At 59.9% G+C, this 14,976-nt stretch carries 11 protein-coding genes; 3 read left to right on the top strand and 8 right to left on the bottom strand.

The annotated features are described in order from the left end of the window. Positions 1 to 6 precede the first annotated feature (6 nt). The 6 genes from A4R35_RS11285 to A4R35_RS11260 form a co-directional block, all read right to left on the bottom strand. Entirely contained in the window at positions 7 to 1,674 is a 1,668-nt protein-coding gene (locus A4R35_RS11285; RefSeq protein ID WP_112429396.1) for an MDR family MFS transporter, read from the bottom strand. A gap of 97 nt (positions 1,675 to 1,771) precedes the next feature. Then, complete coding sequence (locus tag A4R35_RS11280) at positions 1,772 to 2,368, bottom strand: TetR/AcrR family transcriptional regulator (RefSeq protein WP_112429394.1); 597 nt, start codon at positions 2,366 to 2,368, stop codon at positions 1,772 to 1,774. Positions 2,369 to 2,633: 265 nt separating this feature from the next. Further along, a complete protein-coding gene (gene murA / locus A4R35_RS11275) occupies positions 2,634 to 4,001 on the bottom strand; it encodes a UDP-N-acetylglucosamine 1-carboxyvinyltransferase (RefSeq protein ID WP_112429392.1) in 1,368 nt (455 codons plus the stop codon). Next, a complete protein-coding gene (locus A4R35_RS11270; RefSeq protein ID WP_112429390.1) occupies positions 3,998 to 5,575 on the bottom strand; it encodes a phytoene desaturase family protein in 1,578 nt (525 codons plus the stop codon). The genes murA and A4R35_RS11270 overlap by 4 nt, the downstream gene beginning before the upstream one ends. A gap of 39 nt (positions 5,576 to 5,614) precedes the next feature. Beyond that, a complete protein-coding gene (locus A4R35_RS11265) occupies positions 5,615 to 7,000 on the bottom strand; it encodes an FHA domain-containing protein (RefSeq protein WP_112434139.1) in 1,386 nt (461 codons plus the stop codon). A 211-nt stretch (positions 7,001 to 7,211) separates the two neighbouring features. Further along, positions 7,212 to 7,976, bottom strand: a complete 765-nt coding sequence (locus tag A4R35_RS11260; protein ID WP_112429387.1) for a hypothetical protein — start codon at positions 7,974 to 7,976, stop codon at positions 7,212 to 7,214. A 797-nt stretch (positions 7,977 to 8,773) separates the two neighbouring features. On the opposite strand from A4R35_RS11260, the gene dnaA reads away from it, so the two are divergent. From dnaA to A4R35_RS11245, 3 genes are all read left to right on the top strand, one after another. Next, the gene (gene dnaA, locus A4R35_RS11255; protein WP_112429385.1) at positions 8,774 to 10,372 is read left to right on the top strand and encodes a chromosomal replication initiator protein DnaA; all 1,599 of its coding nucleotides are present in this window, start codon (positions 8,774 to 8,776) and stop codon (positions 10,370 to 10,372) included. 377 nt (positions 10,373 to 10,749) lie between these two features. Next, positions 10,750 to 11,457: an SDR family oxidoreductase gene (locus A4R35_RS11250; protein ID WP_223258300.1), complete on the top strand. Its 708-nt coding sequence runs from the start codon at positions 10,750 to 10,752 to the stop codon at positions 11,455 to 11,457. Positions 11,458 to 11,504: 47 nt separating this feature from the next. Next, the gene (locus tag A4R35_RS11245; protein WP_112429381.1) at positions 11,505 to 12,677 is read left to right on the top strand and encodes an S-adenosylmethionine:tRNA ribosyltransferase-isomerase; all 1,173 of its coding nucleotides are present in this window, start codon (positions 11,505 to 11,507) and stop codon (positions 12,675 to 12,677) included. A gap of 187 nt (positions 12,678 to 12,864) precedes the next feature. Here the strand turns inward: A4R35_RS11245 and A4R35_RS24300 are convergent, their stop codons facing one another. Both A4R35_RS24300 and A4R35_RS11235 read right to left on the bottom strand, forming a co-directional pair. After that, positions 12,865 to 13,074, bottom strand: a complete 210-nt coding sequence (locus A4R35_RS24300; RefSeq protein ID WP_189361680.1) for a hypothetical protein — start codon at positions 13,072 to 13,074, stop codon at positions 12,865 to 12,867. 227 nt (positions 13,075 to 13,301) lie between these two features. Next, positions 13,302 to 14,597, bottom strand: coding sequence for an ABC transporter substrate-binding protein (locus A4R35_RS11235; protein WP_112429379.1), 1,296 nt, complete (start codon positions 14,595 to 14,597; stop codon positions 13,302 to 13,304). Between the last annotated feature and the right edge of the window lie 379 nt (positions 14,598 to 14,976).

Raw genomic sequence — 14,976 nt, 5'->3', positions numbered from 1 at the left:
GTCGAACTAGTCTGCTGTCTGTCGAATGTGCCTGCTGCGGCTATGCTGGCGACTCAGCACCTGCTCTTTCAGGCAGCATGAGGCGAGCAGAGTCAAGAAGCTGATGAGGGCACTGGCGACGAAAGCCTGATGCAGGCTCTGTGCCAGCCCACTTTTCACGGCATTGAGCAGGGCTGCGTAGGCGCGCAGGCCCTGTGGTCCGTAGGCGGCGAAGGCCGCGCGAATCCGTAGTAGGGTGTTACCGGGCGCGAGCAAGACCAGCGGATCATCGAAGATGCTGATGAGGCGTTCAGGCAGGGCTGTGCGCAGCGCCGGCGGCAGAGCGGCGTGAAAAGCCGGGACGTAGCTGGAGGTGACGATGCCTCCCAGAACAGCCAGACTGATGGTTCCTCCGAGCTGGCGGAAGAAAGCCAGTGCCGCTGTCGCCTGGCCGAGCTTATCCGGCAGCGCATTCTGCACAGCCGTCGTATAGACGGCCTGACCCGCTCCCATCCCAATCCCCAGCACCAGCATGGCCATCAGGGCATCCACCCACTGTGAGCGCACGTTTAAGCGTAGCAGCAGCAGTGCGCCCAGCAGGGCGATCGCGGCCCCGGCGACCGCCTGCCATTTGTAGCGGCCCGTCAGGGAGAGCGATAGCCCGGTGGTCACCGCGCCGGCGATGGCGGCCAGCGCCAGCGGGATGACCACCAGGCCGCTGTTAGTCGCCGAGCTGCCAATGACGCCCTGGATGAAGAGCGGGATGTAGTAGGCGCTACCCATCAGGGCGATATTGAGGCTGATCGTTACCAGGGAGGCGATGCCGAAAACGCGCGGGCTGCGGCGAAAAAGGCCTGGCTCAAAGAGCGGTTCCTGCCCGCGGCGCTCCAGAGAAGCGGCGTAGAGCACAAGGACGGTCAGGAAAACGGCAGCTCCTGCCAACAGGGCGAGGATCTGTGGCGAGAGCCAGGCGTACTGATTGCCGGCCCAGGAGAAGGCCAGCAGCAGTGGTGCCGTGCCCAGTCCCACGAGCACAGCACCGATATAGTCGATAAAGACCCGCTCTACCCGTGGTCGCAGCGGAGGCATCAGCCAGAGTAGCGTGATCAGGGCCAGGCAGCCGATGGGCAGATTGACATAGAAGATCCAGCGCCAGGAAAGGTGGTCGGTCAGCCAGCCGCCAGCCAGCGGCCCCACGATGGCGGCCAGCGCGTAGACGCTGCCTGTCAGACCCATCCATTTCCCGCGCTCGCGTGGCGGAAAGAGGTCGCCGATCACCGCGGAGGCAATGGGCTGAAGACCGCCGGCGCCGATACCTTGAAGGGCGCGGAAGACTATCAACTGCGCCATTGACTGTGCCAGCCCGCTGAAGGCCGAACCGATCAGAAACACTCCGATGCTGAAGAGAAAGATGAGCTTGCGCCCCAATAGATCGGAAAGCTTCCCGTAGATGGGAATGGTGACCGTTGACGTCAGCAGGTAGGCGATACCAACCCAGGCGAGATCGGCGAAACCTTGCAGATCAGCGGCAATGTGCGGCAGCGCGGTGGCTACAATAGTTTGATCGAGCGTGGCCAGGAAGAGAATCAACAGAATACTGCCGATGGTAGCGAACGTTTGACGGCGGCTGTAGACTACAAGATCCTCCTGCTGCGCCGGGGATGGCGGTAGCGGTTGCTCCAATTCAGGCTGCATAGTGGTAAGCCTTTCTCTCCTTACATCACGACGTCAGGACATACGGTTTTAAGTATCGCTAACGCTCCAGCCAGATCCGCCAGCCTGACAAGGGTGCTCAGGGCTTCAGGATGCGCAGCATCCGCTCGATGGAAAGCTGCACCTCGCTGTATTCATCCATGAACCAGGCGCCCGTGGCCAGACCCTGAAGCAGCGACCCATAGAGCAGTGTCAGCTCTTCGGGGTCAGCCAGGACCACCTGGCCAGCCTGCTGGCCCTCAACGATCAGCTCGCGAAAGAAAGTGTACGACTCACGGATGTAGCGCCGTGCCAGCGCTCTGATCTCTTCGGGTACAGCCTCGCTGATCAGCGTGTGCAGCACGACATGGACATAGGCCGGTCGACGACGCATGCCTTCCCACATGTAGGCTGTCAGACGATAGAGCTTCTCCCAGGGCGTGCCTGGCTGCTCGCGTAGCTCCTGCAGGCCAGTCAAGACCTGATCCAGAGCGTTGGCGATCACTGCTCTCAACAGCTCTTCCTTACTGGCAAAGTAGCGATAGATCAGACCCTGGCTGATCCCGCTGGCGGCGGCGATATCGCTGATGCGGGTCTCCGCCAGCCCTTTGCGCGCGAAGATCTCCGCGGCCACATTAAGGATCTGGCGACGGCGTTCATCGCGTATCTGTTGATTGGCTTGCTCGCTACGTGGCATTAGCTGATCCTGCCAGGTAATATGCAGTGCTCGTGTACTGTGCTCGTGGTGGCCCTGATCTCAGCTCAGCCCAGCCCAGCGCACACTCGCGACTGGATTGTTGAATGAGTAATCATTCATTAAACACATTGGAAAGTATAGCCTCCTTGCTGACCTCCGTCAAGAGGGTAGGGAGGGGAGGCGGAGAGGGCCAGGCAAGGTGGTGATCGGGGCCAGGGCAAGGAGGCAAGAGCGAAGGAGAGCGTCAGGTAGGGACAGGCGGACGCTAAGCGAGAGCGTCCAGCGAGTCATCCTCTGCTGAGGGGTGGATCACCTCAAGTTGGGCCCCGAGGGCGCGCAGCTTCTCATCCAGACGCTCATAGCCGCGCTCGATATGCTCTACGCCATGCACCTCGGAAGTTCCCTCGGCGCAGAGGGCGGCCAGAATATAAGAGCAGCCAGCGCGGATATCGGGGATATCCAGGCGGGCGGCGTTCAGGGGTGTGGGGCCGCGAACCACGCAACTATGCAAATACTGCTTTTCGCGGAAGCGGCAAGGCACTTCTCCCAGGCACTTGGTATAGAGGCCGATATGGGCTCCCATTGTTTTCAGGGCGTGGGTGTAGCCGAAGCGGTCCTCATAGATCGTTTCATGGACCACTGAAATCCCGTCGGCCTGGGTCAACAGAATGGTAAAGGGCTGTTGCCAGTCTGTCATGAAGCCTGGATGGACATCCGTTTCCAGGGCGATTGGCGGCGGCGGGCGATCATCCCCGATAAAGCGAATGCCTTCATCCTCCACCTCGAAGTGCAGGCCCATCTTGGACAACGTATTCAAGAAAGTCAGCAGTGTATCCTGCTGGGCTCCGCGCAGATAGATATCGCCTTTAGTCAAGTAGGCAGCGATGGCCAGTGAGACCGCCTCATTGCGATCGCTCAAGAGCGTATGGCGAGCTCCACGCAGGCGTTGGACTCCTTCGATGACGATGCGGCGGTCCACCTTCTGCTCGATAATCGCGCCCATTTTCTGTAAGAACTTGATCAGATCGATGATCTCCGGTTCGAGGGCGGCATTCTCAATGATCGTCACGCCGCGGGCCAGCGAAGCCGTGATCAGAAAGTTCTCGGTGGCCATCACGCTAGGGAAAGGCAAGCGAATAGTGGCCCCGTGGAGGCCGCGGGGAGCGCTCATATAGTAGCGTCCGCCCAACTCCACGATCGTGGCGCCCATCTGTTGCAGGCCGTTGAGATGGAAATCGATCGGGCGAGCCCCGATCCGGTCACCGCCGGGGAGAGGGATATCGGCCTCGCCGCAGCGATGCAGCAGAGGGCCGACCGTCAGGATTGCCATACGATTCAGGCCGCCGATGGTCGCGGAGACTGAAGTTGAGTGGATGGCCGGGGTTCTGATCGAGAGCAGATGCTCCTGCTCATCGAGCATCACCTCGGAACCCATCTCCTGGCAGAGACTGAGGGTCAGGTAGAGATCGCCGATAAGCGGCACATTGCGCAGCGTGCAGGGTTCCTCGGTCAACAGCGAAGCAATCGTCATCTTGGTGACAGCATTCTTGGCCCCGCTGACCGTGACCTCGCCGTGGAGGGGAGTCCCGCCGCGGATCAGATAATAGGGAGCAGCCTTTGCGATGTCCGTCATGGATAGAGGGGTCTCCTTACCTGCTTACGAGCATTGCCCGGGGCCGTCCATAACCAGCGCAGGGCATTGAGGCGGGAAGGAGGGCGTACCACATGACCCGAGCGCGCTCGTTTCCGTCCTCGTCTAAATGGTAACCAGCCTGGCCGGCGCTGGCGTTCGCCATCTGTGGCTGTCGTGACTGGCAAGTGAGGGCTGCCCAGAGGACCAGCGGCCTCGCCGCGCTCGATAGCATCGAGGAGATCGAGCAGGTAATTGACGCTCTGTGCTACTCCCTCGACCATCAGATAGCCGCTGGGCTTGACGGCATCGCCCACCAGGAAGAGGCCCTGTAAAGGTGTGACCGGCGAGAGATCTCTCCCCTGGGCCAGGCGATTCACCGGCCACTCGCCTCGATAGACGCTCATCGTCAGAATACGGCAGTGTCGTTCAAAGGTTTCTCCGAAGAGTCTGCGCAGATCAGCGATCGCCAACGCTTTCTCTTCTTCAATATTCTCGCTCTGGAGCACCTGATGCGTGATGAGCAAGTGCTTGCCAGGAGGAGCCAGGCGAGGATCGCTGTTCGTTGGCTGGACAATGCCGGCGATGCGCTGGGTGTCCAGGCAATACATGATCCCGCGATGGGGGATCAAAGAAACATCGCTGAGCACGTGAACTTTCAGCCCCACCGCTTCGCGGTAAGCGTGTGGTGCCTCGCTGGCTGCCGCCGCTATGACCTGGGCTGCCTCGCGCTGCTGCTTGAGCAGCTCGGCCTGGCGTAGCTGGCGATTTTCGACCAGGGCGGTTGTTGCGCGAGGACCGATGTCGCTAACTACCAGGGGAGCAGAGAGCAGCAGCTCATCACCGCTTGCCTTGTTGCGGGCACGCACGCCTGTCACGTGTCCATCGGCATGCAGAATCTGCAGCACCTCATGGCTCAGCAACACAGCGGCTCCCCGCTCGCGCAAACGGCGCTCTAGCTCGGCTACCAGCGCCCCACAGCCGCCCTCGACGATGCCGGGTGCGCCGTAGCGGAACATGTTCTTGGTCGTGGCAATGACCTCAGCCGTTGAGACCTGGTGCAGCTCCAGGCTGAGGGCGAAACGGGCAATGCGCTCGAAGAAGGCCACCAGCTCGCGGTTTCGCTCGACATTGATATGGCGTGCCAACCAGGCGCTAAAAGGTAAATCGCCCTCGCTGGTGGGCAGCGGGCGGAAAAACATCAGATAGCCCAGGCGGAGAAACCAGAAGAACTGGCGCGGGCCCAGAAAGCGATAGACACCGAGGAGGCCGCGAGCGCGTACCTGGCGACCATGCACGTGAAAGGAGCCGAAGACATCAGCGTCCAGGAGGCGGTGGGGAATCTGCAGGCGCCGCAGGGTGCGGGCCAGCACCCCGCTGCTACCAAAGGGCACCATGTGCACAGCTCCGGTGCTGACCTGCACTCCTTTAAAGGTTTTGGCCGTAAAGCGCCCACCGCAGTGATCAAGCCGCTCCAGCAGAGCTACGCTCTTGCCGCGCTGCAGCAGTTGAGCGGCGCTAAGCAACCCCCCCAGGCCAGCGCCGATGACGATGGCGTCGTAGTGAGCTTCCTGCATTTTTCGAGAAAAGGCTCAATTTACTATGATTTGATGCTATTATCGCTCTTCGCCAATGAGCGCGCGCAATAAAGTATTGCACTCAGCAAGCGTATTGAGTACGCTCTGATGGATCTGGAAGACTTTATTCAGCTCGCGGGCTTTGCGGGCAAGGCGTGTAACATACTCAATATCGCGCGGATTGTTTGTGACGTCTTCCATCAGCTGGATCAGCTCGGACCAGGCCAGGGCCTCACGGCTGCGGGCCACATCGGCGATCGTTTGATCCATGCGTTCGGCCACGCGGCGGACGCCGGCGCGCAGCTGATTAGCCGTCTGAGCGATTTCGGCCTCGTGGTTGCGCAGGGCCTCCTGGGTTGCATTCAGCTGCTCTTGGAGAGCCGAGACCTGACCATCGAGGGTTGCCAGGGCTGCCATCAGGGAAGACATATCCGGCAAAGCTGGCAGAGGCAGGCTGGTCAGGCGATTGAAAGTGACGCCATCGGCAGGGCTAGAAGCAGGAGGCTGAACGGCGTCTGCGGCGGCAGAAGCGGGGGCCACTGGCTCTGACTCGCGCGCGGAGCTGGCTGCGACAGGCTCGGCCACGGTCGCGCTGCTGGAGCCACTCTCGCTGCTAGGGGTCACAGGTGGGGTGGACGAGATTGATCGGCTGCCGGTCACCACTGCAGGGGACAACTCGCCCTCCGTGCGTGTCACAAACTGGTCCACCGAGCTGGCTGTCAGACTGCTATCTTCGCGCGTCCGATAGGTCATCTCCTCCGGTTGAATGCTGATGGTAGGCAGTTCATCGACGCTGACGGCAGGAGCCTGGAAGATCAGCTCATGCTCGCCGATACCAATATGGTCGCCATCCTTCAAGGTGTAAGGAACCAGCTCCTCAAGCTGTTGTCCGTTGACGAAGGTCCCGTTAGCGCTCCGCTCGTCGCGCAGGATATACTGCCCATTTTCGTAGCGGACAGTGGCGTGGCGACGCGAGGTAAGCTTATCCTTGGAGAGGAGAATATCGCTGGTTGGAGCGCGTCCGATCGTAATTTCCTCTTTATCAAGGGTATATTCCTGGATTACCTCGCCGCTTTCGGACTTCAGGATAAAGCGGGCAGGGTTGTTAATTTTTGGCGTCGCCGTGGCCACTGCCGCTTCAGGGCTCGCGGCAGGCTGAGCTGGAGAGGGTGACAGCTCCGTTGGTGCAGATGGAGAAGCAGGAATAGTAGCATTGGGCCAGCCTCCGCCGGACAAAGACGGCGGCTGTGGACCAGGAGCCGCAGCTCCCCACTCATCTTGCGCTGGCATGGTTGCATCGCCCCCGGAGAGCGGGGTCTGGGCCGGCTCATAGGCGGGAGCGGCGGGAAGCAGCGGCTGACCACAACTCAAGCAGAAGCGATCCCCGGGCCGCGTTTCTGCACCACAACGGGGGCACTTGTCCATAATAGATCTCCTCCCTTTGCTAGCACGTAGGCTTTGCTTTTGTGCTCCTCGTATACCTCACAGGAGTATTTAGCGCACTCGCAAAACTGCTGCCATTATACCAGAAGTGGTCACCGCGCGTCGAGCGGGTACACAAGCGAGAGCAGGAGAGAAACTGCTCGCCCGCTCCTTCTTCCCTCTCGCTCTACCTTGCAGCCGCAGCGAAGGCTCGTCAAGAGAGAGGCACCCAGGCCACGTCGGGTTGCAGCGTATCGAAAAACTGTTTCAGCGCCTTCTCATCGCCGGGCGCCGAAAAAACGATGCTGGTCTCGCCGCGTACCCCGGAACAAATCTGGTTCGGCGTCCGCGTCGGTGTTGGACTCACCTGGGCTGTTGGGCTGGCCTTTGTCTGGGGGCGAGCCGTGGCCGTGGGAGTCATGGGAGAGGCTGTGCACTGGAAAAGCGACTTCTGGTTACGGTGCGGTGCCTCCGAGAGGCTGATAGCGCTTCCATCCGGCAGCAGATACGAGATTGAGAAGTTACCTCCAAAAATAGGGTCGTGGACTGTGCCAAGGGCGCTTACCAGGCAGGTGCGAGCAGGCAGGCGTGGAGGAAGGTAGACAGTGAAGCCGAGCAAAGGCTGAACCTGCTCCCAACCCGTAAGCGTGCGTGGGCCGCTGCTGGCAGCCGTGGCCTGAGCAGTGGCGGTGGGGGTCGTAGTCGCTGTAGCGGTGGAGGCTGATGGTGAGACAGTTGCCCCCTCATCGCGGAACAGCATCGAAGGCTTACCGCACCAATGGAGCTGATTCAAAGCGACAGTTGCTGCAGTGGGCGTGTTGGTTGCAGATTGATGTGTATTGCCACCCAACAGACCAGAACAGGCAGCGGTCAGCGATCCCGTCAGGACCACCAGGGTCAGGAGTAGGAGCCAGCCATGCCGATGCTGTGGCGAATGAGCAATCTGTGCCGAGCGCAATAATGCTTTCATGAGCATCATTGAGCAGCCGGCTCCTCTCCCTGATGGCCTGCGGACCAGGGGGCCAGGAGCAGAGCGGCTGCCTCTCCTTTCTATCCTCTCACTCAAGGGATTGCAGCGTGGCAGCGAGTAGAGCCTGAACAAGGACGTCGCGCTCTCCCTTACTCGCTCTTTCTCCCTGAAAGACGCATGGTGAAGAGGGGAAGTCAAGAGCACGCGCCTTCGTTGCATTGCTCTATCGTGCGAGTCTGTCATGCTATCCAGGCCAGGTATCAGAAGCGGGGCAGGTGAGCAGCCAGATAAGAGCAGGGGCCTCTGAGCGGTGTATGAGTGGGGGAGGAGGGCTGTCATCCCCCAGCTCTGGTGGCAGCTGGGTGAGCGAGGTAGAGCGGGAAAGGTGAAAGGCGTTGCCTGAGTGCATGAGGCCCGCCTCGCCTCTCAGCTCTCGCTTCCCAACGGCAACAGGACTTTTTTCCTTGCTCACAAGAGCACCCTGCGCGCTTTGCACCCAGTATATATTACTGGTAAAGGAATTCCTATGGTCTGCTTCTCATCTGGTACCAAAAGAGGGCTTTACAGCCTTTTGGTTTAGTGCTACCATTACCCTCTGCTATTCAGGAATACGTTGATCCGGGTGTTTTTTGTCCTACTCATCCGACCCTTGTACTACCAGCGTAGGGCTGGGCACCCCTCTAGCTGCCGAATTGTTTCTGATGATCCAGGCCTGTGACCTGGCATTTCTATGCCCGAACGAAGCAAAGCAGGGCGAACTGACGCGGCCTGAAGGCAGAGACGAACTGCGTATGAGGTGAGAGCCGGTGAATGCAAGACAGATCTGGAAAGCGACACTGGAGCAGATACAGACCCGGGTCCAGCCGTCCGTCTACGATACCTGGTTCAGCGGCACGGTGGGTCTCTCGTTCGACGAGAACGTCTTTATGGTAGGGGTGCCCTCGGCCTTTGCTAAGGCTCAGATGGAAGTGCGCTTTATCGAGATGATCCGCTCCCTCCTCTCGGAGGTGACTGGCTGTCAGCCCGAGGTGCGCTTTGTGGTCACTAAGGGTTCGACGGTCAACGAGGAGTTACAGGCATTGGAGCAGGAGGCCGCTCTGGGTGAGGGACCTGCCCAGCGTTTGAAGCGCGCGTATCGTGCACCCAGACATCGCCCGGCCTTACGGGCGAAGCTCGATTCGTCTTCACCGGCGATTGTGATGACGTCTCATGCCCCCTCTAGCGCTCGCCCCATTCCCCATCGCGCCGAGGCCCGTGAGGAGGAGCAGGAACAGCCTGCCATCTTTCTTGGATATGAGCGCTCTGCCGAGGAGAAGGCTGGCGGCGGTGGCGAACAGGAGCATCTCTTTACTCCCATTGAAGGCGGTAGTATGCTGAATCCTCGCTATACCTTCGATACCTTCATTGTCGGCAAGTCGAACCGCCTGGCTCATGCCGCCTCAAAGGCAGTCGCCGAGCGCCCCGGCTATGTCTACAATCCACTCTTCCTCTATGGGGGGGTAGGGCTGGGTAAGACCCATCTGCTTCATGCCATTGGGCATCATGGTGAGGCTGCGGGCCTGAGCGTCCTTTACACGACCTCCGAAAAGTTCACGAATGAAATCATCAACGCTATTCGCTTTCAGAAGACGGAGGAGTTCCGCGCGAAGTATCGCCAGATCGATATTCTGCTGGTCGACGATATTCAGTTCATCGCTGGCAAGGAATCGACAGAAGAGGAGTTCTTTCATACCTTTAACGCGCTCTACGATTCTAATAAACAGATCGTGGTGACCAGTGATCGCCCCCCCAAGGCGATTGTGAGCTTGCAGGATCGTCTGCGCTCGCGCTTTGAGTGGGGATTGCTGGCCGATATTCAGCCGCCTGATTATGAGCATCGCCAGGCGATCTTGCGCTCCAAGGCTGAGTCGATGCGTTTCCAGGTCCCTCCGGCGGTCATCGATTATATCGCTCGTCCCGAATGTCGCAGCGTTCGTGAGCTGGAAGGGGCCTTGAAGCGTGTGATCGCCTATGCCACCTTGCATCAGGAGCCTCTCACGGTCAGTCTGGCCGCCAAAGCTCTGGAGCATATCTATAACAGCAAGCCGCCGGCAACCTTAACGGTGCGCGAGGTCCTGGAGGGGGTTTGTCGCTACTATAATGTCGATCCCGAGCAGTTGCGAGGCAAGGCTCGCGATCGAGAGATCGTCTGGCCGCGTCAGGTGGCGATGTATGTGATGCGCGAGCAGACCGATGCTTCGCTACTCCAGATTGGCGCCGAGCTAGGTGGGCGTGACCATACGACGATCATGCATGGCTGGGAGAAGGTGCAGGCGGAGATGGCTACCAATGACCGCGTGCGTCGGGAGATCGCGGCGGTCATCGAGACAATCGAGCAGTCTAGAATGGACCTGCGGCGGCTCTGATCTCCCTCCAGGCTCGTCTGCTGATTGGCCCGCTGCTGTCTGATCAGTGAGCGAAGCGAGCTGAGGCCCAGGTGCTGCGTCAGGGCCGTGACGGAAAGTGGCAGCCAGACCGGCGATATCGTGTGCTGACCTCTTCTGACCACACGATGCTGCCGGTCTGGCCGTATTTTTGGATCTTGGCGACTGCACCAGCGCCGCGATCTCCAAGGCGGCGACTTGCACTACAAGCCATTGTGATGTTCCTCGCTCTGACAGTGACGGATCTGCCCACAAGGACAGTGAGTGATCTGTCCACTTGCCCGGTGCGTGCTCCTCGTGGCGCGCCTATGATCGGTCTCGCTTGTGAGTGCTTCAATAAGCAAGGAGGTTCGTGATCTATGATGTCTTCTTCTCTGAGCACTGACCGTATCGGGCTGATCACTGGGGCCTCGCGCGGCTTGGGGCTAGCTCTGGCCCGTGAGCTGGCGCGTGCGGGCTGGCGACTCATTATCGATGCGCGCACTGCCGGAGAGCTGGAGCAAGCGCGGGCCGAGCTGGCCCGCTGGAGCGAGGTTGTGGCTATTACTGGCGATGTCAGCGATCCTGAGCACCAGCAGGCTCTGACCAGCGCTGTGGCGCGTTGGGGGAAGCTTGACCTGCTGGTCAATAACGCCAGTATTCTTGGTCCCAGTCCTCAGCCATTTCTGCGGGAGTATCCTCTAGAGGTTCTAGAGCTTGTCTATCGTGTCAATACTTTTTCCCCTCTTGCTCTCATCCAGAGAGTGCAGCGCTATCTCTCATCCAGCGCCTGTATTATCAATATTACGAGCGATGCGGCGCGTGAGCCATATCCAGGCTGGGGTGGCTATGGCTCCAGCAAAGCGGCGCTGGAACAGCTAACTGTTATCCTGGCGGCGGAGCAGCCCCAGTGGCGGGTTTACCTGGTTGACCCTGGAGACATGAGGACGCGGTTGCATCAGGAGGCTTTCCCGGGAGAGGATATCAGTGATCGGCCCCCGCCGGAGGTGAGTGTGCCAGGCTTGCTGGCCTTGATTAAGGGAAACTACCCCTCTGGGCGCTATCTGGCGCGCGAGGTGAAAGTGTGATTGATGGTAGGTAGCAGGCTGACTATGCCGAAGGACGATAGGTGTCTATGAGCGGATTAGAAGAGAGCTGGCGAGGACAGCGTTCAGAGAGCGGGGGACGTGTGAGGGAAGCTGGTCCTCAAGCTGGTTCTAGATGGTCATGGCAGACGGTTGAGTGGGATCTGACTGCTTTGTCGTTTGAGCTACCGTCTCAGCTGGAAGCCGGAGAGCCGCCCGAGGCACGTGGCCTGGCGCGCGACGAGGTGCGTTTGCTGGTCTCCTATCGCAGCGACAATCGCCTGGTGCATGCGCGCTTTCGCGAGCTGCCGGCTTTTCTCAGGCGGGGCGACGTGCTGGTGATTAATACCAGCGGCACGATGAAAGCCGCCCTGCCGGCTGAGCGAGCCGGAGGAGAGCCGTTAGAGCTGCATCTCTCGACCTGTCTGCCAGCTGGTCTCTGGGTAGTTGAAGTCCGGCTCCCTCTCTCTCGAGGCTCGCAGCCCTTTTTCGGCCTCGAACCTGGTGAGGTACTGGGGTTGCCACAAGGGGGGCGAGCGGTGCTGCATACCCCCTACGGGCGTAACTCACCCCCTAAAGCTGCCGGTCAGCTGCGTCTCTGGGTGGCCACGTTGGAGCTGCCAGCACCACTTGAGACCTATCTGGAGCACTATGGCTTTCCGATTCGCTATGGCTATGTACGGCAGGAGTGGCCAATCGACTATTATCGGTCGGTGTTTGTCACAGAGGTGGGCAGCGCGGAGATGCCCTCGGCCAGCCGTCCTTTTACGCCTGAGCTGGTCACGCGGCTGGTAGCGGAAGGGGTTCAGTTCGCTCCCCTGCTGCTGCATACGGGGGTGGCCAGCCTGGAGGCGCATGAGCCGCCCTACGAGGAGTACTATCGGGTGCCCGCTGAGAGTGCCGAGTTGGTCAATGCGGCTCTCCGGCAGGGACGGCGAGTCATCGCCATAGGGACAACGCCAATGCGGGCCCTCGAGACGGTAGCCGATCAGTATGGAGTCGTGCATCCGGGTGAGGGCTGGACGGATCTGGTGATTACTCCACAACGGGGGCTGCGTGTTGTCGGTGGACTGCTGACAGGCTTCCATGAGCCGCGTGCCTCGCATCTGGCGCTCTTAGAGGCGCTGGCTGGACGCGAGCATCTGGAGCGGGCCTATGCTGCAGCACTGCAGGAGGGCTATCTCTGGCATGAATTTGGCGACGTGCATCTGATCCTGCCTTGAGCAGGAGACGGCTGAGACCTGCGGTGCCTCCTGTGCTTGACGAGCGGCTGGTGCAGGCTGTCAGAGCCAGGCAAGCGCGGCGACCAGGGAGGACTTCGGCTAAGCCAACGGCCGCAAACCATGCTGCTGCTCCCTTGCTTAAGCGGACCGCACGCGCTTGGCGGGCCTCTGTTGTGAGGCGCCTGGCTTACTCCTGCTGGGGCGCCTGGCTCTGGTGAACTGCAGTCACTAGCCAGTGATAGCGGCTTTCCATTTCAGGCGTGAGCTGATCATGCGCAATGAAGGGATAGACAGGACGGTTGTGCTCGTAGCCGTTGCGCGTGCTGGAGGTAACGGTGGCCTGCCAGGCTGGCGGCCCAGGGATCAGGGAAGAGGCGATCTGGTCGCTGACTCTCATGAGCGCGCGCAGCGGCTGTCATATAAGCTGTGTACCCTATCGATGCTTTCTGGGTCGGGGTGAGGCTGTGCTCTGCCATAGCTAGGATTGATCCTTTCCAGGACAAGGCGCTTTGCCGGTAGCGTGACTGAGCGTTAGGTTGTGACCAGGCTCCTGGCGGTTATGGTTTCGCGATAGCGACCAGTAGCCGCCAGGAGCGACTGAATATTGCTCAGAATGAGCCTGAACTAGACCTGTGGAGTAAAGCCCTGCAGAGCCTGTGCAGTAGTTTGAGTATCGACCAGCGCGGAGAAAGGAGGAGTCTTCTTGACCGCGCCGGTTTGGAGAGCGAAGTTGGCGGTGATATTGTAGCCCTGTTCATTGACAACTGGCGTACTCGCATAGGATGCACGCAGATGCTGAGCAGCGGCGGCGGCAGTCTTGTCGTCGATGTGGGTGTACTTCTGTAAGATCTTGATAGCCTGGTCGGGGTGTTTCTGAATGAAGGCCAGGGCCATCGCCATAGCGCGCACAAGGGCCTTGAAGGTGTTGGGCTTGGCGCGAATGAGGCTGGCTTTGGCGTAGAAGACGGAGTTGAGTTGTCCCTGCATTTGCGGGACATCGCCGTGCAGAGGGCTGATGAAGATATGCCCCAGGCCCTGGGTTTCGATGGCCTCGCCGACCGGCTTATAGAAGCTGAGAGCATCGACGCGGCCCGTCTTCAAGGCTGCCACAGCCGCCGAGACGTTGTTGCCGACGGCAACAAGAGTGGCGTCCTTGCTGGCATTGAGGCCGAAGAGGTGGAAGAGGTAGCTGACGAAGCCGCCAGTCTGGCCGGTAGAAGAGATGACGCCGATCTTCTTACTGACGAGGGCTTTGACTTTGGCCTCCAGAGGGCTGCTTTCGGAGAGGCCGCTCTGCTGCAGGAACTTGTTGCTAACGGTGATATCGTTAGGGAACGCCACCTGGAGCTGACCAATCACCTTGACATCGGCGTCTACCTGGGAGACGAGGAAAGCTTCGGTGAGCAGCCCACCGACGGCCACCTCGACGGCGCCGGAGTGGATGGCCTCGGCCATCTGGGGGCTGGTTGGTTCAAGTTGGAAGGGGGTAGGATAGACCGTGAGGCCCTGGGCCTGGAAGTAGCCCTTGTCGAGAGCCACCAGATCGGGCAAGAAAGGGGCAGACAGGCTGTCTACTGCGACTTTTAATCGCATGTTGTCCTGACTGTGTCCGCTGGGTGGCGGGGTGGAGCTGGTGCCGCCACAGGCGCTGGTAGCGAACAGAATCAAGACCAGGATCAGCATAAGCAGCGAGAAGCTGCAGCGTGTAAGTGGCCGATGCTGTTGCCAGTACATGGGTAAGTCCTCCCTGTGAGTGGCTGGCGGGGCAAGCGATACTTTGGACTGCGTACGGACATGCTCCAGGGATCGCCGGCGGACCAGGCGGCTGTAGGCTGCTCCGATGGAGCTGAGAGCAGCCTGGGACCGGCAACGGCGCAGAGCGCTGCTGATGATCGATGAGCTATCCATAAGCAACGACATGTATGCATGCTCATTAGCGGTAGGGAAAGACGGGGCTAGGGTGTTGATGTTAGTCACTTGCAGAGAGCAGTCTCCTTGATCAAACCCAGAGTGAATTCCTCTCGCGCTTGGCGAGCAATCGCCGATATTGCTTCTCAAAAGCAGGCCGCGCCCATCGCAGCTATCAACGTAACTGGGTGGGCGCGGCCTGCAAGCTTCAATGTGATAGTAGCTCGGCACCTGTATGAGCTAAGAGCCATTAAACGTTCGGAGTAAAGCCCTGCATCGCTTGAGCAGCCATCTGCGTGTCAACCAAAGAAGAGAAAGGAGGGATCTTCTTGGCGATACCGGTGTCCTGAGCGAAAGAGGCTGTCACATTATATGCCTGTTGATCAACGAT

Source organism: Thermogemmatispora tikiterensis, assembly GCF_003268475.1.
Taxonomy (GTDB): Bacteria; Chloroflexota; Ktedonobacteria; order Ktedonobacterales; family Ktedonobacteraceae; genus Thermogemmatispora; species Thermogemmatispora tikiterensis.
Note: the sequence above shows the minus strand (reverse complement) of the source record. Positions and strands in the feature narration are given on the sequence as shown.

What these genes read in the sequence shown, in the direction of transcription:
- A4R35_RS24300 (WP_189361680.1), bottom strand. Translation starts at nt 13,074, where the DNA reads ATGAGAGTCAGCGACCAGATCGCCTCTTCCCTGATCCCTGGGCCGCCA.
- A4R35_RS11280 (WP_112429394.1), bottom strand. Translation starts at nt 2,368, where the DNA reads ATGCCACGTAGCGAGCAAGCCAATCAACAGATACGCGATGAACGCCGT.
- A4R35_RS11245 (WP_112429381.1), top strand. Translation starts at nt 11,505, where the DNA reads ATGAGCGGATTAGAAGAGAGCTGGCGAGGACAGCGTTCAGAGAGCGGG.
- murA (WP_112429392.1), bottom strand. Translation starts at nt 4,001, where the DNA reads ATGACGGACATCGCAAAGGCTGCTCCCTATTATCTGATCCGCGGCGGG.
- A4R35_RS11250 (WP_223258300.1), top strand. Translation starts at nt 10,750, where the DNA reads ATGATGTCTTCTTCTCTGAGCACTGACCGTATCGGGCTGATCACTGGG.
- A4R35_RS11270 (WP_112429390.1), bottom strand. Translation starts at nt 5,575, where the DNA reads ATGCAGGAAGCTCACTACGACGCCATCGTCATCGGCGCTGGCCTGGGG.
- A4R35_RS11235 (WP_112429379.1), bottom strand. Translation starts at nt 14,597, where the DNA reads ATGTCGTTGCTTATGGATAGCTCATCGATCATCAGCAGCGCTCTGCGC.
- A4R35_RS11265 (WP_112434139.1), bottom strand. Translation starts at nt 7,000, where the DNA reads ATGGACAAGTGCCCCCGTTGTGGTGCAGAAACGCGGCCCGGGGATCGC.
- A4R35_RS11260 (WP_112429387.1), bottom strand. Translation starts at nt 7,976, where the DNA reads ATGATGCTCATGAAAGCATTATTGCGCTCGGCACAGATTGCTCATTCG.
- A4R35_RS11285 (WP_112429396.1), bottom strand. Translation starts at nt 1,674, where the DNA reads ATGCAGCCTGAATTGGAGCAACCGCTACCGCCATCCCCGGCGCAGCAG.